This is a genomic window from Pseudomonas sp. RL_15y_Pfl2_60, assembly GCF_963970595.1.
Taxonomy (GTDB): domain Bacteria; phylum Pseudomonadota; class Gammaproteobacteria; order Pseudomonadales; family Pseudomonadaceae; genus Aquipseudomonas.
Genome location: NZ_CAXAOE010000003.1, coordinates 95,998 through 116,897, shown reverse-complemented (window position 1 = coordinate 116,897; position 20,900 = coordinate 95,998). Strand labels below are relative to the sequence as shown.

Annotated in this window: 20 protein-coding genes; 5 read left to right on the top strand and 15 right to left on the bottom strand. The window is 55.8% G+C overall.

Translation table 11 applies throughout. The annotated features are described in order from the left end of the window. Positions 1 to 87 precede the first annotated feature (87 nt). From AACY26_RS09495 to AACY26_RS09470, 6 genes are all read right to left on the bottom strand, one after another. Complete coding sequence (locus AACY26_RS09495; protein WP_339513335.1) at positions 88 to 273, bottom strand: PA3371 family protein; 186 nt, start codon at positions 271 to 273, stop codon at positions 88 to 90. Positions 274 to 395: 122 nt separating this feature from the next. Beyond that, positions 396 to 656 carry a hypothetical protein gene (locus AACY26_RS09490; RefSeq protein WP_339513333.1) on the bottom strand — a complete coding sequence of 87 codons (261 nt, stop codon included), beginning with the start codon at positions 654 to 656 and terminating at the stop codon, positions 396 to 398. Positions 657 to 832: 176 nt separating this feature from the next. After that, positions 833 to 2,047, bottom strand: a complete 1,215-nt coding sequence (locus AACY26_RS09485) for a hybrid sensor histidine kinase/response regulator (protein ID WP_339513331.1) — start codon at positions 2,045 to 2,047, stop codon at positions 833 to 835. Between the two features lie 2 nt (positions 2,048 to 2,049). Continuing rightward, entirely contained in the window at positions 2,050 to 2,658 is a 609-nt protein-coding gene (locus AACY26_RS09480; RefSeq protein WP_339513329.1) for a chemotaxis protein CheB, read from the bottom strand. Continuing rightward, complete coding sequence (locus AACY26_RS09475) at positions 2,655 to 3,476, bottom strand: CheR family methyltransferase (protein ID WP_339513327.1); 822 nt, start codon at positions 3,474 to 3,476, stop codon at positions 2,655 to 2,657. The genes AACY26_RS09480 and AACY26_RS09475 overlap by 4 nt, the downstream gene beginning before the upstream one ends. Beyond that, positions 3,476 to 6,976, bottom strand: coding sequence for a response regulator (locus AACY26_RS09470; RefSeq protein ID WP_339513325.1), 3,501 nt, complete (start codon positions 6,974 to 6,976; stop codon positions 3,476 to 3,478). Before AACY26_RS09470 ends, AACY26_RS09475 begins: the two co-directional genes overlap by 1 nt. 253 nt (positions 6,977 to 7,229) lie before the next feature. Here AACY26_RS09470 and AACY26_RS09465 point away from each other — a divergent pair, with 253 nt between their 5' ends. Together AACY26_RS09465 and AACY26_RS09460 are read left to right on the top strand one after the other, a co-directional pair. After that, positions 7,230 to 7,625, top strand: a complete 396-nt coding sequence (locus AACY26_RS09465; RefSeq protein ID WP_339513324.1) for a response regulator — start codon at positions 7,230 to 7,232, stop codon at positions 7,623 to 7,625. Positions 7,626 to 7,740: 115 nt separating this feature from the next. After that, positions 7,741 to 8,151 (top strand): DUF1330 domain-containing protein, encoded by a 411-nt coding sequence (locus AACY26_RS09460; protein ID WP_339513322.1) that lies wholly within the window; start codon positions 7,741 to 7,743, stop codon positions 8,149 to 8,151. Between the two features lie 74 nt (positions 8,152 to 8,225). On the opposite strand, the gene AACY26_RS09455 is transcribed toward AACY26_RS09460, so the two are convergent. The 7 genes from AACY26_RS09455 to AACY26_RS09425 form a co-directional block, all read right to left on the bottom strand. Further along, the gene (locus AACY26_RS09455; protein ID WP_339513320.1) at positions 8,226 to 9,002 is read right to left on the bottom strand and encodes an N-acetylmuramoyl-L-alanine amidase; all 777 of its coding nucleotides are present in this window, start codon (positions 9,000 to 9,002) and stop codon (positions 8,226 to 8,228) included. Beyond that, positions 8,999 to 9,592 (bottom strand): MarC family protein, encoded by a 594-nt coding sequence (locus tag AACY26_RS09450; protein WP_339513318.1) that lies wholly within the window; start codon positions 9,590 to 9,592, stop codon positions 8,999 to 9,001. The genes AACY26_RS09455 and AACY26_RS09450 overlap by 4 nt, the downstream gene beginning before the upstream one ends. A gap of 147 nt (positions 9,593 to 9,739) precedes the next feature. Continuing rightward, on the bottom strand, positions 9,740 to 11,734 hold the full coding sequence (locus tag AACY26_RS09445; protein ID WP_339513316.1) for a GGDEF domain-containing protein: 1,995 nt from the start codon (positions 11,732 to 11,734) through the stop codon (positions 9,740 to 9,742). After that, positions 11,735 to 12,613: an endonuclease/exonuclease/phosphatase family protein gene (locus tag AACY26_RS09440; protein ID WP_339513314.1), complete on the bottom strand. Its 879-nt coding sequence runs from the start codon at positions 12,611 to 12,613 to the stop codon at positions 11,735 to 11,737. It abuts the gene before it with no gap. Between the two features lie 24 nt (positions 12,614 to 12,637). Continuing rightward, a complete protein-coding gene (locus AACY26_RS09435) occupies positions 12,638 to 13,267 on the bottom strand; it encodes a thiol:disulfide interchange protein DsbA/DsbL (protein WP_339513313.1) in 630 nt (209 codons plus the stop codon). Between the two features lie 165 nt (positions 13,268 to 13,432). Next, a complete protein-coding gene (locus AACY26_RS09430) occupies positions 13,433 to 14,038 on the bottom strand; it encodes a c-type cytochrome (RefSeq protein WP_010488028.1) in 606 nt (201 codons plus the stop codon). 46 nt (positions 14,039 to 14,084) lie between these two features. Further along, positions 14,085 to 14,375 carry a c-type cytochrome gene (locus tag AACY26_RS09425; RefSeq protein WP_339513310.1) on the bottom strand — a complete coding sequence of 97 codons (291 nt, stop codon included), beginning with the start codon at positions 14,373 to 14,375 and terminating at the stop codon, positions 14,085 to 14,087. Positions 14,376 to 14,644: 269 nt separating this feature from the next. Between AACY26_RS09425 and yihA the strand changes: the two genes are divergently transcribed. Next, entirely contained in the window at positions 14,645 to 15,301 is a 657-nt protein-coding gene (gene yihA, locus AACY26_RS09420) for a ribosome biogenesis GTP-binding protein YihA/YsxC (protein WP_339513308.1), read from the top strand. 350 nt (positions 15,302 to 15,651) lie between these two features. Here yihA and polA read toward each other — a convergent pair whose 3' ends face one another. Beyond that, complete coding sequence (polA, locus tag AACY26_RS09415; protein ID WP_339513306.1) at positions 15,652 to 18,453, bottom strand: DNA polymerase I; 2,802 nt, start codon at positions 18,451 to 18,453, stop codon at positions 15,652 to 15,654. Positions 18,454 to 18,619: 166 nt separating this feature from the next. On the opposite strand from polA, the gene AACY26_RS09410 reads away from it, so the two are divergent. Continuing rightward, entirely contained in the window at positions 18,620 to 18,904 is a 285-nt protein-coding gene (locus tag AACY26_RS09410; RefSeq protein WP_339513304.1) for a DUF2782 domain-containing protein, read from the top strand. Between the two features lie 44 nt (positions 18,905 to 18,948). After that, positions 18,949 to 19,899 carry a homoserine kinase gene (locus AACY26_RS09405; protein ID WP_339513302.1) on the top strand — a complete coding sequence of 317 codons (951 nt, stop codon included), beginning with the start codon at positions 18,949 to 18,951 and terminating at the stop codon, positions 19,897 to 19,899. A gap of 34 nt (positions 19,900 to 19,933) precedes the next feature. Here the strand turns inward: AACY26_RS09405 and znuA are convergent, their stop codons facing one another. Further along, the gene (gene znuA, locus AACY26_RS09400; RefSeq protein ID WP_339513300.1) at positions 19,934 to 20,884 is read right to left on the bottom strand and encodes a zinc ABC transporter substrate-binding protein ZnuA; all 951 of its coding nucleotides are present in this window, start codon (positions 20,882 to 20,884) and stop codon (positions 19,934 to 19,936) included. Positions 20,885 to 20,900 lie beyond the last annotated feature (16 nt).

Below are 20,900 nucleotides of genomic sequence, written 5' to 3'. Positions count from 1 at the left end.
ACACCTATTGGGGGTGTCTGGCATTCAGGAAAGTTGTATCGGCTTGGCTTTAAAACCCTGGGTTTTTGAAGCCTGGCAGTCGCTTGCTCAGCGCAGAACCGGATCAAACTTGATCCGTCGGCCAAGTGCCAGTGCCACGGTTGAAGCACAGAGCGAAAGCGCAAAGGTGCACTTCAGTACGGCGCTGCTTTGGCTGCCAGAATAAGCATCCATCAATAACACAGTGCCGCTCAATACAGTCAGAACCAGTAATCCCAATGCAGTCTTTGACATAACTCAACTCCTCCGGTGCACCTTACTCGGTACGCGCTCACACAATTGCGCCTCCCTTGCATGTGCTTACACAGCTCATGCCGGCGCTCTATGGTTTTGATAAGACAGTGATTCAGGCCTGCTTAGAACACCCAGCGCTGATTGGTATTGGGCATCAGTTCGACCTGCGACGGGTTCAGTCTTTGATCGGCTTCAGCTGCGGGCAAGAAGGCCGCAGTGCGTGCCGCTGAATTGGCCAATGGCTGGTGCTGAAATGTCGGCACAGAACGCGCCTTGATCTGTGCATGGGTGTTGGCGCTGGTATCGATTGAGGGTGCGGTTGATGCAACTGCGCCGCTGATTACAACTGCTGCGGCACTTAGCAGGTTCAGTACAGTTTTCATCGGAGTCGCACCCTTTAGCAATGTTTTAGTGATGCAGGGTACTTTGCAGGCTGCGTGCCAAATGTTTTATTAGATAAATTACTTATAAATCAAAGACTTATATATTTTAATCGAAAGGTTTGAATTGCAGTCTGCACGATTGCCTATTGTCAGTATTGCAAAATGCACGACAAGCCTTATGCCCAGCTATTGCTGGGCGAAGTGCCAATCTTCAGTGGCAAGGCAACGGTAAAGGTGGCCCCTTGCCCTTGTACGCTTTCAACCTTGATCTGGCCTTGATGGGCAGTGACTATCTGTTCGGTGATAAATAATCCAAGTCCCAGCCCTTGGGCCGACTGGTTGGCGTTCACGCGTTCAAATTGCTCGAAGATTCGCTGCTGGTCCTGCTCGGAAATACCGACTCCGTGATCCTGAACCTGCAGGTAGGCAAATTGGTCATCTGCCAATACACGCACGCTTATTGGCTGCTTGGCGCCGTAACGCATGGCGTTGGTCAGCAGGTTAATCATCACTTGTTCGACTCGAAATGCATCCCAGCAGCCTACGACTCCGATGGCGATTTCAGTGCTGAGCGTGCAACCGGACTCATCGAGTTGGGCGCTGTAGCGCTCCAGCACCTGCTCGGCTAAAACCCCAAGGTCGACCTCGCCAGGACGAATTGACAACTTGCCAGTGCGGATCCGCGAAACGTCGAGAATGTCCTCGATCAGGCGGATAAGGCTGGTGATCTGGCGCTCATCACGGCTGTTCATCGCCTGCAGGCGTTCTGGGGTGAAGGCCTGCATATTGCCGTTCTCAAGGTGCATCTTGCGCAACTGGGTGTCGAGAATCAGGCCGTTAAGCGGGGTGCGTAACTCATGGGAAACGATAGACATGAAGTCATCGCGCATGCGCACGGCCAGCTTCAACTCTTCTTGGGTGCTGCGTAACTCATTGAGCAGGGTTTCTTGCTCGCGGCGGCTTTGTTCCAGCGCTTGGACTTGAATATTGATGGCTTGGCGTTGGCGATCCAGGTCGGCAAACACCGCCACCTTGCTGGTTACAGCCTGAACATCCAGTGGTTTCTGCAGGAAGTCCACTGCGCCGGTCTCGTAGCCCTTGAAGGCATAGTTGAGCTCACGGCCAGCGGCGCTGACAAAGACGATAGGGATGTTCTTGGTTTTTTCTGTGCCGCGCATCAGTTCGGCCAGTTCAAAGCCGTTCATGTCTGGCATCTGTACATCGATGATCGCCAGCGCGAACTCGTGCTGCAGCAGCAGGCCCAGTGCTTGTTCACCGCTGCTGGCATGAAATATTTGTCGACCCTCACCACGAATCAGCGCGTCTAGCGCCAACAGGTTTTCCGGGATGTCATCGACAATAAGTAGTTTGGTTATGATCTTGCTCAGCATGCTTAAGCCGCTTCCAGTTCTATGAGCAACGCCCGAATATCATCCAGCCCGGCAACTACGTCTGGCTGGTGCAACGCCAAGGCAGCCAAGGGCATGGTGGGTACATGTGCATCCTGTGGGTCCTGGACGACAGTGAAGCCGCCCATTTGCTTGATCGTCGCCAAGCCTGAAGCGCCGTCCTGATTGGCTCCAGTCAATAAAATACCTGCCAGGTTGGCGCCATAGGCGTCAGCCGCAGACTCAAACAGAAAATCAATCGAGGGACGGGAGAAATACACCGGCTCCTCGCGACTGAAGGACAGGCTGTAATCCGTCTCAATCGATAGGTGATAGCCCGGCGCGGCGAAGTACAGGGTCCCCGCTTGCAGCTGCTCGCGACTTTCTGCTTCTTTGGCGGCCACGCCCAGGCGCCGCCCCATGACCTCAGCTAACTCACTTCGGCGGTTGTCCTGCAGGTGCAAGACCACAACAATGGGCAGCCTGAAGTTGGCCGGCAAGCCGGAAAAAATCGTCAGCAAGGCACTGACGCCACCGGCAGATGCGCCGACTACCAATGCATCGATTGGTACCGGGTGCGCGGCAAGGGCTTGTTGCCAATTACTCGGCTTCATAATTTACGGAAAACCCGCTCGGCACGGCTCAGCGCTTCAAAGCTGCGTGAATAGGTTGAGAAGTCGATGCTTTCCTTGCTGCCCAGGCCAAGAAAACCACGGTGGCAGAGTGACTCATGGAATAAACCAAGTGCCCGGTCCTGCAGCGGCTTGTTGAAGTAGATCAGCACGTTGCGGCAGGAGACGAGATGAGTTTCGGCAAACACCGTGTCAGTGGCCAGGCTGTGGTCGGCGAAGGTGATATTGGCGCGCAATGTCTTGTCGAACAGCACCCCGTCGTATGCTGCGGTGTAATAGTCCGAGAATGATTTGAGGCCACCGGCCTGCTGGTAGTTCTCGGTGTAGCTGCGCATGTTGTCCAAACTGAAGATGCCGCGCTCGGCACGTTCCAGGGACACCGGGTTTATATCGGTTGCATAGATGATCGAGCGCTCAAGCAAGCCTTCTTCCTTGAGCAAAATTGCCATGGAATATACTTCCTCGCCGGTGCTGCAACCCGCAATCCAGATTTTCAGCGACGGATAGGTGCGTAGAATCGGCATCACATTCTGGCGCAAGGCCAGAAAGTAACTGGGGTCGCGAAACATCTCACTGACCGGGATGGTCAGGTACTGCAACAGTTGCATGAATACGCCCGGTTCATGCAGCACTTTTTCTTGCAACGCCGAAATGCTCTGGCATTTGAGCTGGACCAGCGCATGGCGCACGCGACGTTTGAGCGAAGCCCCAGAGTAGTCGCGAAAATCGTAGTTGTACTTGAGGTAGATGGCCTCGACCAGCAGGCGCAACTCAATATCGCGGGTTCGCTCAGGCGCCATTAAATTCGTTCCAGTTTGGGCATCCATACCCTGATCAGAGAGAACAACCGGTCAAGATCAATGGGCTTGGCCAGGTAGTCGTTGGCACCGGCTCGCAAGCAGCGATCCTGGTCGTCCTTCATGGCTTTGGCGGTTACCGCAATAATCGGTAGTTTGCGCCAGCGCGGGTCCTTGCGAATAATTTCGGTGGCTTCATAGCCATCCATTTCCGGCATCATGATGTCCATCAACACCAAGTCGATATCTTCAAACTGATTAAGCTTTTCAATCGCCTCGCGACCGTTACAACCGACCTCGACCACCGCACCTTTTTGCTCAAGAGCGCTGGTCAGGGCAAAGATATTGCGTACGTCATCATCGACCAGCAGGATGCGCCGCCCTTCGAAAACCTTGTCCCGGTTGCGCGCCGTCTTGAGCATGCTCTGGCGCTCTGTGGACAACTGTGACTCGACCTTGTGCAAGAACAGCGTCACTTCATCGAGCAGGCGTTCCGGTGAACGGGCACCCTTGATGATGATCGACTTGGAATACTTCATCAGGTCCGCTTCTTCATCACGGGTCAGGTTGCGACCGGTGTAGACGATCACCGGAGGAAAAGCGCAGATCTGTTCGTTAGACATACGCTTGAGCAGCTGGTTGCCCTGCATGTCTGGCAGTTTGAGGTCGATGATCATGCAGTCGAAAATTGTCGTGCGCAGCAGCTCGAGCGCTTGCTCGCCAAACTCGACTGCGGTGATCTCGATATCTTCATCACCAATCAAATGGGCGATGCTCTCACGCTGCAAGGCATCGTCTTCGACCAGCAGTACCCGCTTGACCTGCTGGGAAAGCTTGGCCTCAAGCTTGGCAAATACATCCTTGAGATGTTCGCGGGTGGTGGGTTTTACTGCATAGCCAATGGCGCCCAGTTGCAGCGCGGCTTCCATGCGGTCTTCAACCGAGATCACATGCACGGGGATATGCCGGGTCAGCGGGTTGTTTTTCAGGCGTTGCAAAACGGTAAGGCCGGATGCATCGGGCAGGCGCATGTCGAGCAAGATGCCTCGTGGCAACATGGTCGAGGCCAGCTCAACCCCTTCGTCAGCGCCATGGGCGACCAGGCAGTTGTATTCAAGCTCGTGGGCCAGGTCATAAAGAATCTGCGCGAACTTGGGTTCATCCTCAATCACCAGCACGCAACGTCCAGCCGCTGGCAGTTGGTCGCGGTCATCGGCGAAGCTCGGTAGCTGTATCGGCGCGGTCACTGCGGGTACAGGCACAGAAGCCTGCGCGACGGTGATGGGCTGTTGCACCGCAACCTCGAGACGTGGGCCGGTGTTTGCACTGGCCGCAGTTTCGTCATAGGTCTCTGGCAGCAGTAAGGTAAAGGTGCTGCCAGCGCCCGGCTCGCTGGTGATGCTGATCGAGCCGCCAAGCAATGTTGCCAGGTCACGAGAAATGGAAAGGCCCAAACCGGTACCGCCGTAACGCCGGTTGATTGCGCCATCGGCCTGGCGAAATGCTTCGAAAATGCTTTCTTGCTGCTCTTGGCGAATACCAATGCCGGTGTCCTGTACGGCGAACGCAATACCGGCGCCGGGCTGGCGGCTTACGGTTAGCACTACACGGCCTTTCTCAGTGAATTTGATTGCATTGGACAACAGGTTCTTGAGGATCTGCTCAATGCGCTGCTGGTCACTGACCATTTCGTCTGGCACGCCCGCCAGTAACTGAATGTCGAACTCGAGGTTCTTGTCGTTGGCCAGTGGCTCAAAGACGTTGCGCATGCTTTCAATGACGCGCTCGATCTTCAGCTCATGCAGGTGAACCTCAAGCTTGCCGGCTTCGACCTTGGAGATGTCGAGGATGTCATTGATCAGGTTGAGCAGGTCGTTACCAGCCGAATAGATGGATTCGGCAAACTTGATCTGTTCGTCGCTGAGGTTACCTTGCGGGTTGTCCGCCAGCAGCTTGGCCAGGATCAGCGAGCTATTGAGTGGTGTGCGCAGCTCATGGGACATATTGGCGAGGAACTCGGACTTATACAGGCTGGCACGTTGCAGCTCTTGGGCGCGTTCCTCCAACAGGACCTGAACCCGGCCCAGTGCGGTATTGCGTTCGTCGAGTGCATCGCGCTGATCGGCCAGGGTCTGGGTTTGTTCCGCCAACTGCTCGTTGGTTTGCTCAAGTTCAGCCTGTTGGGTTTCAAGGTGCGCCTGCGACTCCTTGAGCACCCGTGACTGCTCCTCCAACTCCTCGTTGGCTGTGCGCAGCTCTTCTTGTTGCACCTGCAGTTCTTCGTTCAGTTGCTGGGTTTCCGAGAGCATTTCTTGCAGGCGCTGGCGGTTGCGTACCGAGTCGATTGAGGTGCCAACTGGCTCGGCGATCAGCTTGAGAAATTCGCTTACGCGCGGATTAATCGGCTTTAAAAAACCCAGTTCGAGCACGCCATTGACCGAATAGCCGTTGCTGATCGGCAGCAGCACAATGCTGACCGGCGACGTATTGCCCAGCCCGGAGCTGACTTTCAGGTAGCCGTTGGGCAGGTTATCCAATTGCAGGAATTTGTTTTCGCTGGCGGTCTGGCCAACCAATGACTCATTGCTGTTGAAGTCCTGCGCGGCATTCTCCAGCTCCCGACTGAAGCCGTAACTGGCGATCCGGCTTATGTCGCCTTGCTCCGAGCGTACATAGAAGGCGCCCACCGCAACGTCCAGGTACGAAGCCAGGCAGTTCAGTACATTGCGCCCTAGCGTCTGCAAGCTCGCCAGGCCGAGAACTTGCTCTGCCAACAGGCTTTGGCCATTACTCAACCAGGCTTTTTGCTCGATAAGCTCAGTGCTCTGGCGCTGTTGCTCGAGGATTTGCGCGTGTTGCGCCGCCAATCCAAGCAGGTCCCGACGGCCAAAATAGGCCAGTAAGCAGCTCAGTGTCAGGCTACCGAGCACATAAAGCAGCACATACAAGACCACTGAATCATTGGCTTTCTGGTTGCGCGCCTGGCGGCGTTGCTGCTCGATCTGGATGAAATTGTCGTACTCGTCGCGGGTGCTGTCGGTAATTCGCTTGCCACGTCCCGAGGCGACAGCGCCGCTGATGTCTGCGTTGTTCCGGCGCAGGTTGATCATGCCTTTGGCGTAGTTGTCCCACTCTTGGTGCAGGGCTTGAATACGCCTTAGGCGGGCGTTCTGGTCCGGGTTGTCCTTGACCATTGCCTTGAGGGTTTCCAGCTCCGTCTTGATCAGCGGCCGGGCTTCCTCGTAAGGCTGCAAGAAGCTTTCTTCGCCGGTAATCAGGTAGCCGCGCAGGGAGGTTTCCAGATCGATTGTCAGCTTGATTGACTGGCTGGCGCTGCTAATCACCTGATCGGTAAATTCAACGCCTTTTTGCGCGTTGATCAGGAAAAAGATCAAACCGATAAAAAATAAGGCGGTGACTAAACCTATACCTAACGGCAGCGCGATATTGCGGCGCACGAGCTGACGAAAACTCTGCTCACTGTTGGATGCTGGGTTGGTCATGGTCGGCCCTAGGCTGAAAAATCAAGATTTTGCATGAATATGCACAGATAATCATACTTAAGAACAGTGACTAGTGAGAACATACTCTAGTCGCGGTTATAGGTTTTCAATTGATCAGCCGCTGCAGATTTAAACAATACGACGCTGGACGAGCGGGCAGTCAGGGGATTTCTCGCTGATCCGTCGAAGCCTTACAGGCGGATTCTGGCGCACCTAAATACCTAGCCACCTGGCTCTAACGAAAGGCCCGCACATGCAAGATGAGACTGGCATCCTCGGCGTCAACCTGCACACCATTTTGGTGGTCGAAGATGATGCGGTGGTCAGAACCTTGACCCTCGAAGTGCTTGAAGCCTTTGGCTATCAAGTATTCGGTGCAGAGGATGGCGATACGGCCCTGGGCATCTTGCGTAGCGAACAGGCGCTAAGCCTGTTAATGACAGATATTGGCTTGCCGGATATAAGCGGGCTTGAATTGGCCCAGCAAGCGCAGACACTGCGGCCTGATATCGCGGTACTGCTGGCAAGCGGCTATGACGCCCAGCATCAAGAAATGCAGGATATTGTGGTCAATGGTGCAGTCGCCACGATCAGAAAACCCTTCCAGCTCGACCAGTTGCGCAGCACCCTGCAGGCCATGCTTGCCTGATTGAAGAGGGCGCGCGCCCAGCTTGACTCATTACATCTCATAAACCCGGTCAATGAGCCTTGACCCTGACCAAGGCTCAGGCACTGTTGAGTCTGCTACCTAGTGGAAGACTGACATGCCCAGCTTGAATCCGAGTCCTGAACAACTGGCCGAGTTTGCCGAGCGTATGCCCGACAATGTGCCAATCCTGATGCTCAACCTGCTGCGTTTCAATGCACAAGCCGCCTATCCCGAGGGCAGCAGCCACGCGCCATGCAGCGGCCAGCAAGCCTATGCGACCTACAGCAAGACGGCCCTGGGTAAAGTGCAGGGCGTGGGCGGCAATGTGGAATTGCTGGCCGCGGGCCATGTCGCGTTGATTGCACCCAGTGATGAGCAGTGGGACCAGATGCTGTTGGTGCGCTATCCCTCCAAGCAAGCGTTCCTGAGCATGATCAGCGACCCTGCCTATCAAGCCGTGACCGTGCATCGCACTGCAGCGCTGGCGGATTCGCGGCTGATTGGTACAACGGTCGTAACTCCTTAGCTTCAGGGTTTCGGGGCGGTGGGTCCAAACAGACTTTGGCTCCGTGATTTGCATGGGCAAGGTGGCGTTGTCGCTTAGAGCTTGCTGTTGAGCACCAGCAGCATCGCGGCGGTTTGTGCATCGGCTTCGCCGGAATAGTTGCTGGGTCGATATTTCATTTGAAATGCGGCAAGTACTTTGCGGGTTTGTTTATCGAGTTGACCACTCTCGATGATCTCGTAGCCCTGACGCGCCAATTGATGCTGGAACCAGCCGATATTGGGCAGGTTGACCGCCAGTTGCGCCTGCTTGCGGGCGACTTCGTTGGCATCCGGCCATGGCACCAGCCCTTCATCGGCCAAGCGTTTCCATGGAAAGTAGGGGCCCGGGTCAACCTTGCGCTGAGGTGCTACATCGCTGTGGCCGATAATACTGCCGAGCGGCAGGTCGTGGCGTTTGACAATGTCTTTGAGCAAGCTGATCAGCGCCTGGATCTGCGCTTCGGTATAGGGCTGCCACACCCGCCCGGAAGGCGTGTCGGTGTAGCCTTTGTTGACCATTTCAATGCCAATGGTGGTGCTGTTGAGCCATGTGCGGCCCTTCCATGAACTGACCCCTGCATGCCACGCACGACGGTTTTCATCCACGAGCTGGTAGACGGTCGCAGGGTTTGAGTCGATCAGGTAATGGCTGCTGACATCCGTGGTTGTCAGCAGCTCCAGGGAGCGTTGCAAATTGGTCGAGGTGTAATGCAGGACCACATATTGCACCCGGCTGCCTTGGCCGGTTGCGGTGTAGCTCTTGTCGATGCTTGGGCCGCTGGCGCAACCGGCCAGCAAGACCAACATCAGGGTAATACAGAATAATTTCATGGTTTGATATGCAGCACGCTTTGCAGGTTATCCAGCAGCATGTCGACACTGAGCATGATCAATAACATGCCCATAAGTCGTTCAATTGCAGTTAACCCTCGGGGACCTAAAAAACGCTGCAGTAACGATGCCTGCAGCAAGATAAATGCGGTAGCCGTCCACGCGATGATCACCGCCAGATACAGCTCCCAAAGTGGACCGGCATGGGTATTACGCAGGGTCATCAACACGGCAAGCGCTGAGGGCCCGGCAACTGCAGGTGTTGCCAGTGGAACCAGCATGGGTTCACCGTCTGGCAAATCGCCCAACAAGCCTTGTGGACTGGGAAAAATCAGGCGCATGGCGACGACAAACAGAATTATAGCCCCAGCAATCGCCGTGGCCTCTCGTGACAGGCCCAGGCTGCTGAGGATTTTGTCGCCAAATGTTAGGAACAGCAGCAACAGCGCCAGGGCGAAGAGCAGCTCGCGCCCAGCCACCCACAAGCGCCGCTCGGGGCTGACGTTTTTTAACGCAGCAATGTAGATCGCGATGTTACCGAACGGGTCAGTCACCAGAAATATCAATACCGCGATGCTTAAGATATCCATGCATCACTCCATCATCCTGATGCTAGTTTAGCTGCGTTGGGCGCAACAGTCTTTGCGGGCAGGGCTGTATCGAGCCCTGGCATGCAAATACTTCAGTCGGGTCGCCGTGGTTCCGTTGGTTCCTGTGAGTGCAGCGATGGTTCAGAGCTAGCCCTGCTCTACACGGTTGCGGCCCTGCTTTTTAGCGCGGTAGAGCGCCTGGTCGGCGCGCTCGAACACCTCATCGCTGCGTTCACCTTCAGCAAAGGCACTGATGCCCGCCGACAAGGTGATGGTGACAGGCTCGCCCTTGAAGTGAAACGGACACTTCTCAATGGCGCTGCGCAGGGTTTCTATTAACTGCTGGCCACCTTCCAGTGGGGTTGATGGCAGCAGCACAACAAACTCCTCGCCACCGAAGCGGGCGATAAAATCGGTTTTGCGCATCCGCTTTTGCAGCTCGCCGGCAATGATCTTCAGCACCTTGTCACCCGCCAGATGGCCGTAGGCATCGTTGATCCGCTTGAAGTGGTCGATATCGATAATCGCCAGCAGCAGGTGGCCATTGTAGCGTTGCCAGCGGGCCAGTTCGATTTCAAGGCGCTCGCTCCAGGCCGCGCGATTGGGTAGCCCGGTGAGCGGGTCGATCAGGGCCTTTTGCCGCTGCTCCTCAATGTGCTGGCGAAACCCTGTTGCTTCCTGCTCCATGCTCGCAACGCGCTCAACCAGCGTTTGCAGGCGGCTGGTGACTTGTTGCTCGCGTTCATCACGCTGCGATTGGTATTGCGCCATGGTGCCAAGCAAGCCGCTCAGGCGGTTTTCAACCAGGTCTTTGAGGTTGCTCAGGTCCGTGGCCTCTTGCACGCTGGCATTGAGGCCATCAACCTGTTCGCGAAGCTCGGTATCCAACGCTCGCTCAGAGTTGACCGCTTCAACGTAGCCTTCATGCGTATCCTTGAGTGACCCTTGGAAGTGGGCAAGGCGCTCGTTGAGTTGCTTTAGGTAGCCCTCAAACTCGCGTTGCCCGACATCTGCAATTACGCGCATCAGTACCGCGAGATCATCGAGCACCGGGACTAGCTCATACATGTTCAAGCCCGCGCGGATGCGCTTGCTTAATGCCTCGGCTTGCGACTGATGGTGTTCGGGCAGGGGCAGTTCGGCAAGCAACTCGAGCAGGGTTGCCTCAACGTGATCGGCAATTGCGCTGTAGACCGGCTCTGGTTCTAGCTCGGGATCGGCCTGGACCACTTCCTCGGTAGGCTCAGTCGCGGTCTCTGGCGAAGCCAGGTCGTGATGCGTTTCAGTCGTTGCAACTTCGGCAATGACGGGTTCTTGAGCTTGATCATCCGTTTCAATGGTGTTCGCTTGGACGGCTACAACGGTCTCTATTACCGACTGCTTTTCAGCCTCTACAAGGAGTGGATCGCTTGGGGGCTGCTGGTCTGCCAGCGGTTCGGTTTCAGGCAGCGGTTCGTTGGCCGCAGGCTCAAGTGAGTATTCGTCCTGTGGTTCAACGGCGCTTTGCGGCTCGGTTTCTTGCTCAGTCTCAGGCATTGGCGCCAGATAGGACGTGTTCGCCGTAACGCCTGTTGCTTGTGGCTGCAGCGATTCAGCGGCTGGAGCCTGGGCGGGTGCGGGGTGATTACCTCCAAGCAGGCGCTGCAGCAAACCGGGGCGTTTGGTTTCTTGGTTTTCTAGTGCCGCCAGTGTTTGTCGTTGCAGTGTGCTGAGTTCGGTGAGCAGCGCTGGTAGTTCGCTGGAGTGTTCATATGAGCGCTCCAGTTTTTTGGCAAAGGCTTTGAGTGGCTTGGTTATTTCACGTGGCGGCTCAAGGCGAAACAGTTGATCAACCAGTGCCGTCAGGGCTTCGGTAATACGTTCCGCGCGCTTTTTGCGCTGTTTTTCAGAGTCGAGAACGGTGCGTTCCAGGTGTGGAATCAGATTGGACAGGCCAGCGTCGATATCATTTTTGCGCAGCACGGCCCGCAAATCCTGCATGCACTGGTCGACGGCCTTGTCGGCACCTTCTGCAGCAAGGCTGCTACGCACCAGGCCACGGCGCAGCAGATCAAGACGCATATCCCAACGTTGTTCGAGCTTGTCCTGTTGTTCGAGGCTGGACAGATATTTGTCTTTCCAATGTTCAGCATCAGTGCTCATTCAAGGCTTCCGCGCGGATGATGTATTTAACATAGGCGGCTTTGCGGCGTTTGGCATGTTGGGTAGGCCAATCTCAACTGCAACGGGTAAATGATCAGAGATCGGCTGAGCCAGGACTTCCACGCGTCTCAGTTCAAGTGTCGGGCTGAGCAAAATATGATCAAGACAGCGCTGGGGCCGCCAGCTCGGGAATGTGGCATCAACCTGCGGCGCCAGCAAGCCCAGGTCGCGCAACGGCGAGTTGAGCAACAAGTCGTTGGCGTGGGTATTCATGTCACCCATCAATATGTGGTGACGATAGCTGCCGAGCAGCTCGCGGATATAGGCCAGTTGCCGTGAACGCGTACGTGCGCCCAACGACAAGTGCATCATGACCACCGCAATTGCATCCTCGCCTTCGCCAATGCGCAGCAATATGGCTCCGCGACCGGGTGGCCCGGGCAGCGGGTGGTCTTCGATCAACGTCGGGCGAATACGGCTCAACAGGCCATTGCTGTGCTGGGCAAAACGGCCGAGGTTGCGGTTGAGCTGTTGGTACCAGAAAGGAAATGCGCCGAGGTGCGCAAGGTGTTCGACCTGATTGATATTGCCCGAGCGCAAGCTGCCGCCATCGGCTTCTTGCAGGGCAACCACATCGTAATCGGCCAGTAGCGCGCCAATGCGTTGCAGGTTCAGTGAGCGGCCTGCGTGGGGCAGGATATGTTGCCAGCCGCGGGTCAGGTAGTGGTGATAGCGCTCGGTGCTGATGCCTACCTGGATATTAAAGCTGAGCAGGCGCAGGCAGTTATTTTCAGGCCAGTCAGCTACCGGCTCGCACGACAGGTTGATTTGTGGGTCGCACAGATTAACCTGTCGTGTTTTTTGCCAACGGCGTAGCACGGCTAACGCCTCGGGCAGGCGCGCTTACTGCGCAGCCCGCTCCTTGGCGATGAGGTGGTCGGCAACTTCCAGTGCCTGCTGTGGGCCACCGGAGCTGCTGATGTCAAAACGGTATTTGCCGTTGACGATCAGGGTTGGGACGCCGCTGATTTGATAGGCCATCGCCAGTTTCTTATCTTTCTCCATCTGGCTCTTCACGCCAAAGGAGTTGTAGGTCTTGAGGAACTCTTCACGGTCAACACCCAGGCCAGCCAGGTAGTCAGCCATCTCTTCTGGAGTGGCCAGTTTTTTGCCCTGGTTGTGGATCGCATCGAATACTGACGAATGAACCTGGTGCTCTACGCCCATGCTTTCGAGGGTGATGAACAATTGACCATGGACATTCCAGACACCGCCGAACATTGCCGGTACGCGAACGAAATTGACGTCATCAGGCAGTTGCTTGATCCACGGGTTGATGGTCGACTCAAACTGATAGCAATGCGGGCAGCCATACCAGAACAGCTCAACCACTTCGATTTTGCCGGGCTTGGATACCGGTACAGGATTCGACAACTCAACATACTGTTTGCCCGCTTCGATTGGTTCGGCGTGCGCCGCAACACCAAACAGGCTGGCAGTGACCAGGGCGGCGCTAAGAATCAGGTTACGCATGCAGAACTCCTTTAAAAAAATAAGCGATGTCTGGCCTTAGATCACAGGTTTGACGGTTCGACCTGTAGTCTTTTGCGAGGTTCAAGCCATTGTAACGGCGCAACAAATAGAAAAGGGTGGCCATTGCCACCCTTTTTTAACACTTCATGTCACAGCGTGCACAACTCAGTGCAGGCCTTGGACATAGCTCGAAATGGCAGCGATGTCTTTATTGCTCAACTTTGCAGCGATAGAGCGCATGATCATTGCGTCGCCATCGTTGGTGCGGTTGCCTTCACGGAAGTCGGTCAGCTGCTTGGCAACGTAGGTTGCGTGTTGACCGCCCAAGTGTGGGAAACCGGCAGCAGCGATACCCGCGCCATTAGGTGAATGACAGCCGGTGCAAGCTGGCATGCCTTCTTCAAGCTTGCCACCGCGGAACAGTGCTTCGCCGCGCTTGACCAGTTCCGGGTCAGCTGCGCCGACGCTCATCTTCTGGCTGGAGAAGTAGGCAGCGATATCAGCAATATCCTGCTCGGAGAGGTTATCCAGAATACCCGTCATCTCGACAACGGTACGGTCACCGTTCTTGATGTCGTGGATCTGTTTGAGCAAGTAGCGCTCGCCTTGACCTGCCAGTTTAGGGAAGTTTGGGGCTGGGCTATTGCCGTCAGGACCATGACAGGCGCCACATACAGCGGCTTTGCTCTGACCAGCAGTAGCGTCGCCGGCGGCATGCGCCAAACCAGTGATACCAAGGGTCAACAGCAGACTCACGAGTACTTTGTTCATCAGCTAATCCAATAACGGCTAAGAGAGAAAGAGTAATAGACCGAGTTTATTCAGTCATCAATTTGATGACCGCTTTGTAATCCTCGGCCGTGCAATCCATGCACAAACCGCGTGGCGGCATGGCATTCAAACCATTGGTGACGCTCGCAACCAGAGCATCTGTACCTTTGGCCAAACGCGGCTCCCACGCAGCCTTGTCGCCTTTTTTAGGCGCCATAGGCAGTTGACCGTTATGACAAGCGGCACACGCTTTAGCGTATACAGCTTCTGGGTCTTGGGCAGCCTGGGTGTTTAGTGACAGTGTCAATACACCTGCAGCTAGCAATATTTTTTTCACGAGATCAACCTCATCAGGGAGGGGCGTTCTGCATTCTATGCGCAGATAATCTTATTCGTCCCCGTGTACACATACCCCAAGTAAAGGGCAAAGCGCACACAAAATCTGCGGCATTATATACTGGCAGGACTGAAACGGAAACGACGCGACTTGCCCGATGTAGCTATCACAGGCAGGATGCGCGCAAATGTCGCAAGGGCCACACTCATTCGTGGCGCAAAATATGCGCCGCTCTCGCCCACGCTCTTACCGGATACCCAGGCAATTACATGCAATTAAAGAACCCAATCATCGGCCTTTGCCAAAAAGCCACCTTTCAGATCAGCGCCGCAAAGGTTGATCAATGCCCGTCTGATCACGGCCATGAAGTGGCATTTGCCGGGCGTTCTAACGCGGGTAAGTCGAGCGCGCTGAACACCATCACCCACGCGAGCCTGGCCCGCACCTCGAAAACGCCGGGGCGCACGCAATTGCTTAACTTCTTCCGCCTGGACGACGAACGGCGTCTTGTCGACCTGCCAGGCTATGGCTACGCCAAGGTGCCAATTCCTCTCAAGTTGCATTGGCAAAAGCACCTGGAAGCCTATTTGGGCAGTCGCGAAAGCCTGCGCGGGCTGATATTGATGATGGATATCCGTCATCCGCTCACCGAGTTCGACCAATTATTGCTCGATTGGTCGAAAGCCAGCGGCATGCCGCTGCATATTCTGCTGACCAAAGCCGACAAGTTGACCTTTGGCGCCGCCAAGAATGTCCTGTTGAAAGTGCAGCAAGAAATTCACAGGAACTGGGGCAAGCAGATCAGCATCCAGCTGTTTTCCGCGCCCAAGCGCCTTGGTGTTGAAGATGCGCAGGCGGTTTTGGCCGAGTGGCTGATGCTCAATGAGCCCGATGCAGAAGTCGCGCAGGACGAAATCGAAGACTAGGCTCGGCTGCTAAATTGCGCTGTTTAGATATGCTGAACCTCAGCGATTACGAGGCCTGCGGGGCGGGCTGAACTTTTCTTCAGGCAAAAAAAACTCCGAGCTTCATATGGGGAGGGAGAAGTTCGGAGTTTAAGGGTCTGAACCGCTAGGGCGGGGTTCAGATGTCTGCCAACACTTAACACAACAAAGGAGCATGAATGGCTTTGCGGGCCATTCATAACCTCTGACTGGTTGCTGGAAAAGAAAGTTCAGCCGTTTTAAAAAATATTTTAGTCATAAGCAAAGGCTTTTAATAACTTTGCGATCTGTAGCACGGACAGCATGCGCTGTCCATGCTACAGGGCCCGAGATCAGTGGGCTTCGTCCCAGTTGTTGCCTACCCCGACCTCGACCAGTAGCGGCACATCCAGCTTGGCGGCGCCGCTCATTTGCAGTTTTATCTGCTCGCGAACCGTATCGACCTGGTCCTCGCGTACCTCAAGCACCAATTCATCGTGAACCTGCAGGATAACCTTGGCATCGAGCTTTGATTCGGTCAGCCATTTATCCACAGCAATCATTGCGCGTTTGATGATATCGGCTGCAGTGCCTTGCATTGGGGCGTTGATTGCCGTGCGTTCGGCGCCTTTGCGCAGCGCCGGGTTTTTCGCGTTGATCTCAGGCAAATACAGGCGGCGCCCGAAGATGGTCTCGACGAAGCCTTGCTCTGCGGCCTTTGCCCGGGTGCTTTCCATATAGGCCAGAACCCCCGGATAACGCGCGAAGTAGCGGTCGATATAAGCTTGCGACTGCTTGCGGTCGACCCCAATCTGCTTGGCCAGGCCGAACGCGCTCATGCCGTAGATCAGGCCGAAGTTGATGGCTTTGGCGCTGCGGCGCTGGTCGCTGCTGACCTCATCAAGTTCTACGCCGAATACTTCGGCAGCCGTGGCCTTGTGCACATCAAGATCGTGGCGGAAAGCATCAAGCAGGCCGGCATCTTGCGCCAGGTGCGCCATGATCCGTAGTTCGATCTGCGAGTAGTCCGCCGCCAGCAGCTTGTAGCCTTTAGGCGCGACAAAGGCTTGGCGAATGCGTCGGCCTTCGGCAGTGCGGATCGGAATGTTCTGCAGGTTCGGGTCACTGGAAGACAGGCGGCCTGTGGCGGCAACCGCCTGATGATAGCTGGTGTGGATTCGCCCCGTGCGCGGGTTGATTTGCTCTGGCAAGCGATCGGTATAGGTGCTCTTGAGTTTGCTCAGGCTGCGGTATTGCATCAGCACTTTGGGCAGTTCGAAATCCTGCTCAGCCAGTTCGGCCAGCACCGCTTCAGCGGTAGATGCTTGGCCCTTGGCTGTCTTGCTGATGATTGGCAGGCCGAGTTTCTCGTAGAGAATCACCCCGAGCTGCTTGGGCGAGGCCAGGTTGAACTCTTCGCCCGCGATGTCGAATGCTTGTCGCTCCAGCGCAATCAGCTTTTCACCCAGCTCGCGGCTCTGTTCGCCGAGAAGCTTGGCATCGACCAGTGCGCCCTGGCGTTCAATACGCGCCAGCACCGGTACCAGCGGAATTTCAATATCGCCGAGCACGCTGAGCAGGCTCGGCGTGGCCGAAAGCTTCTCCCACAGCGCCTGGTGCAGACGCAGGGTTATATCTGCATCTTCAGCAGCATAGGGGCCGGCTTGTTCGAGAGAAATCTGATCGAAGGTCAGCTGCTTGGCGCCTTTGCCAGCAATATCTTCAAAGCGGATGGTGCTGTGGCCGAGGTACTTGAGCGCAAGGCTGTCCATATCGTGGCGCGTTGCGGTGGAGTCGTACACGTAGGATTCCAGCATGGTGTCGAACTTCACACCCTGGACATGGACGGGCGTCGAGGCATTGGCCAGTATGTTGATGTCGTACTTGGCGTTCTGGCCGACTTTGGCTTTATTCGGGTTTTCGAGGATTGGCTTCAGCGCCTTGAGCACGGCGTCGCGATCAAGTTGTGTCGGCACGCCCATATAAGAGTGGGCCAAGGGCACGTACGCGGCTTCACCGGCGCTGACGGCAAATGAAACACCGACTAGTTGCGCCTGCTGGGCATCTACGCTGGTGGTTTCGGTATCAAAGGCGATGAGCTCGGCTTTATCTAGCTTCTCAAGCCAGGCGTCAAATTCAGCTTGCTCAAGTACGGTCTGGTAACCGCCTGCTGCGGTTACTGCATCGCTGGCATCCGCCGGTGCGTCGGCGACATCTGCTGGCAGGGCAAACAGGTCATTGGACGGCGTCGCTGCAACCTTGGCTGCCACCGCTTTGTGTTTGCGCTGCAGCTCGTCGCGCCAAGTCTTGAATTCCAGCTCTTCATATAATTCAAGCAACTGCTCTACGTCGGGGGTGCCCGGGTGCAGCGCTTCAATCTCGACGTTCAGTTCGACGTCGAGCTTGATGGTTGCCAACTGATAGGACAGGTAAGCCATGTCGCGATGTTCTTCGAGCTTGGCAGGCAAGCCTTTGGCGCCACGAATTGGCAGCTCAGGGACTTTGTCGAGATTGGCGTAGATCACATCAAGGCCGCCACCGACACCAACTAACAAGCCCAGCGCGGTTTTTTCACCGACTCCGGGCACGCCCGGAATGTTGTCGACCTTGTCGCCCATCAGTGCGAGGTAGTCGATGATCAGCTCAGGACCGACCCCGAATTTCTCTTTCACGCCTTCGATGTCGTAGACGCTACCGGTCATGGTGTTGACCAGGGTAACGTGCTTGCAGACCAGCTGCGCCATGTCCTTGTCGCCTGTGGATATCACCACATCGCGGCCTTCACCTGCAGCTTTGCGCGCCAACGTGCCTATTACGTCATCGGCCTCAACGCCTTCAACGCAGAGCAATGGCAAGCCTTGTGCGCGCACGCTGGCATGCAGCGGTTCGATCTGCACGCGCAGTTCATCCGGCATGGAAGGGCGGTTGGCTTTGTATTCGGCAAACATTTCATCGCGGAAGGTGCCGCCTTTTGCATCGAAAACTACGGCAAAAGGGCTGTCTGGATATTGCTTGCGCAAACTCTTGAGCATGTTCAACACGCCCTTGACCGCACCTGTGGGCAGACCCTTTGAGGTGGTCAGTGGCGGCAATGCATGAAAGGCGCGGTACAGGTACGAAGAACCGTCGACCAGAACCAGAGGGGTTTGACTCATGAGCAGGTTTAACCTTTTGACGGGGGCAGTCTTAATGGTGTTCGAGCGTAAACAGGGTAGCCCAATTGTGCGCAGCTTTTCTAAAGCCGACGAACAACAATTAACCCTATAGACTGACTAACCACTAGAATGACTGCATCGTTGACTACAAAAGGGCAAGGTTACCATGCGCACACTTAACTGCCTGTTACTGGCTGGCTTGCTTGGCGTTGGCGCAACCGTGGCGCATGCCGAGGATCCGGTCACTGCGGAACCGGACGTAACCATACGTCAAGAAGGCGATCGCAAGGTGCAGGAGTACCGGGTCAACGGTTTTCTGTATGCGATCAAAGTCATTCCAAAGAATGGCAAACCTTACTTTTTGGTGCGCTCTGATGGCAGTGACGGCAATTTCATCCGTTCCGACGACCCTGACATGTTGATTCCTGCATGGGAAATCTTCAGCTGGTAATCGAGCAATACAGATAACGTTTTAGGCGCTAAGGCAGTTTTGACATGTCCGTGTTTACCCCTCTGGAACGTCCAGAGTTAGAAGTCTTTCTTGCTCCCTATGGATTAGGTCGCCTGCGCGACTTCCAAGGTATTGCTGCGGGCAGTGAGAACACCAATTTTTTTATCAGCCTGGAGCAGGGCGAATTCGTCCTGACCCTGATCGAGCGTGGTCCAAGCGCTGACCTGCCGTTCTTTATCGAGCTGCTCGATGTGTTGCATGAGGCTGGCTTGCCAGTGCCTTATGCGTTGCGCACCACCGATGATCAAGCCTTGCGCAGCTTGGCTGATAAGCCTGCCTTGCTGCAGCCGCGCTTGAGTGGCAAGCATGTGAGCGAGGCCAATGCCCATCACTGCCAGGAGGTTGGGCAACTGCTGGCGCGTATTCATGTGGCAACCCGTGAGCAACCGATCACGCGCAAAAGTGATCGTGGCCTCGACTGGATGTTGCAACAAGGCCCGCATCTGGCCGAGCAATTGCCAGCCAAGTCTGCTGAGTTGCTTAATGCGGTGCTGGCTGAAATTAACCAGCACAAGACGCAAATCCAAGCATTGCCCCAAGCTAATCTGCACGCTGACCTGTTCCGTGACAATGTGTTGTTTGATGGCCTGCATCTGGCTGGGGTGATCGATTTCTACAACGCCTGCTCGGGGCCGATGCTGTATGACCTGGCGATCACGCTTAATGATTGGTGCTCAGGAGCAGACGGCCAGCTTGATCTGCACCGGGCCCGCGCCTTGCTTGGCGCCTATGCTGCGTTGCGTCCGTTCACAGCAGCTGAGGCTGAACTTTGGCCAACCCTGCTGCGGGTAGCATGTGTGCGTTTTTGGCTGTCACGCCTGATCGCCGCAGAGTCATTCGCCGGTCAGGAAGTGCTGATTCATGACCCAGACGAGTTTCGCCAGCGCCTGAGTCATCGTCAGCAAGTCGATTTACACCTGCCATTTGCCCTGTAATTGGTGTTTGCCTGGATTGCAGGCAAACACTGGTTTAGGGCTGTTGCTGTTGGGCCGCAGGTAAATTGCCCAAGCATTGAGTCAGGTCGTTGGCCAAGTTATCCATCAACGTCTCGTAGCCTGTTGCGTTGGCGCTCAGCTCAGCTCCCATTGGGTCGAGTACCGCCAGGTTGACCGGCAAGCCTGCGGTAAGGGTTTTCGCCAGGCGCGGTACAAAGGGTGGCTCGCTGAATACGCAGGCCGGTCCCGCTTCTTGCAAGCGCTCGCGCATCGCATCGACATGCTTGGCGCCTGGCTGCACTTCTCCCAAGACGCTGAATACGCCAGCGTGTTCAAGGCCATAGGCGTGTTCGAAGTAGTTATAGGCTTCGTGGAAGACGAAATAGGGTTTGCCTTCGGCAGCCTGCAAGCGGGTCTTCAAGCGTGCGTCGAGGGTTTTCAGGCGCTCGTCGAAAGCTGCCAGATTGGCTTGATAGCGCGCGGCGTTGCTTGGGTCCGCACTGCTCAAGTCAGCAGCCATGCGTTCGGCAATGACCTGGGCATTGACTGGGTTCAGCCACAGGTGCACATCCAGGCTACCCGGTTGGTGGTCGTGATCGTGATCATCGGCGCCATGGTTGTGTGCCTCATGTTCCTCCGTTTCGCCGAAATGCTGCAGTTGCAGCCCTTTCAGGGTTTGTATCGCGACACTGGGTTGTGTGCGCTGGGCCATTACCCGTGGCAGAAAGTTTTCCAGTTCAGGGCCAACCCAATACATCAACTGGGCATCACGCACCCGGCGAATGTCCGAAGGTCGCAGTGCGTAATGGTGCGGCGATGCGCCAGGCGGCAGCAGTACATCAGGCTCGCCAACGCCATCCTGCACGGCGGCGGCAATCAGCTGCAGGGGTTTGATACTCGTTAGCACCTGCACCTCAGCCTGGGCAACGGTGCTGCACAGCAAGGTGCTCAGCAATAAACAAGCGACAGAGAAGACACGTGACACGATAAATACTCGATAA